Raw genomic sequence first — 1,270 nt, forward strand, 5'->3', positions numbered from 1 at the left:
CCTGCCCCGACGCCACACCTGAGACGAAAAGGCTTCCAAAAAAAGAAAAACCGACAATACGGAGAAAATTTTCAACGAGCACACCAAAGCGCAAGCTTTTCATCCCCCAGCCCAATACAACACAATCATTGCATCACAAATTCTTGCAACCAATACTACAGGAAATCACCCCATAGCCGCAGAAGTACCATGGCAAATTTTCAGGATAAGAGAATTTTATTTTTGACAGCTATCGCGGAATTGACTTTTAGGATGATAATTCACGAATAATATAAAATTAATTTTAATAATTATTACACAAACAAAGCAAAGTATATATTTTCCATATTAAATAATCACTGCACTCAAAATCGTTATCGATAAAATTTTAATTATGGACGGAATGTAATATCAGCGTCATACGAAACACATTTTTGTGGTTATTTCCGAAAACGTGTCTTTTTTTGTGGAAAATCAAAGACAGGCGGCAGAAGAAGTTTATCGTTCATGTGAACCACATGTTGTGGCACGTGAAGAGAGAGGAAATTTCTGCATGTCTCTTTCTGGTAAAATTGCCGCTGTAACCGGGGCGGCTCAGGGTATTGGCAAAGCTATTGCGCTCCGTCTGGCCCGTGAAGGCGCAGACATCATTCTGCTTGACGTCAAGCAGGAAACCGTTGAGCAGGCTGCAAAAGAAGTGGAAGCTCTTGGCCGCCGCGCCATTGCTTTGACTGCGGACATCAGTAACCGCGATGCATTTCAGGCCACCCTGAAAGATGCCGCCGATCAGCTTGGCGGCCTCGACATCATGGTGAACAACGCCGGCATCTGTCAGGTGAAGCCTATTCTGGACGTGACGCCGGAAGAAGTTGAGAAGATCTTCCGCATCAATGTGCAAGGCGTTATCTGGGGCATTCAGGCCTCGGCCAAGATCTTCCAGGCCAGTGGCAAAAAGGGCAAGATCATTAATGCCTGCTCCATTGCAGGACATGAAGGCTTCCCTCTCCTCGGTATTTATTCTTCCACAAAATTTGCCGTTCGAGCTCTGACGCAGTCAGCAGCCAAGGAACTGGCATCTTCTGGCATTACCGTGAACTCCTATTGCCCGGGCATCGTCGGAACGGACATGTGGGTCGAGATCGACAAGCGCATGTCTGAAATCACGGGTGCCGACATCGGCGCAACGTACAAAAAGTACGTCGAAGGCATTGCTCTCGGCCGCGTTGAGACCGCCGATGACGTTGCAGGCTTCGTCGCGTTCCTGTCCGGCAAGGACTCCGATTATATTACT

1 protein-coding gene is annotated in these 1,270 nt (G+C 47.2%); it reads left to right on the top strand.

Going from position 1 to position 1,270, the window contains the following annotated elements:
• Positions 1–532: 532 nt before the first annotated feature.
• On the top strand, positions 533–1,270 hold a 738-nt coding region (locus GJA01_RS15060; RefSeq protein WP_099282505.1), incomplete at its 3' end, for an acetoin reductase.

This window comes from Gluconobacter japonicus (assembly GCF_002723975.1).
In the GTDB taxonomy this organism is placed as follows: domain Bacteria; phylum Pseudomonadota; class Alphaproteobacteria; order Acetobacterales; family Acetobacteraceae; genus Gluconobacter; species Gluconobacter japonicus.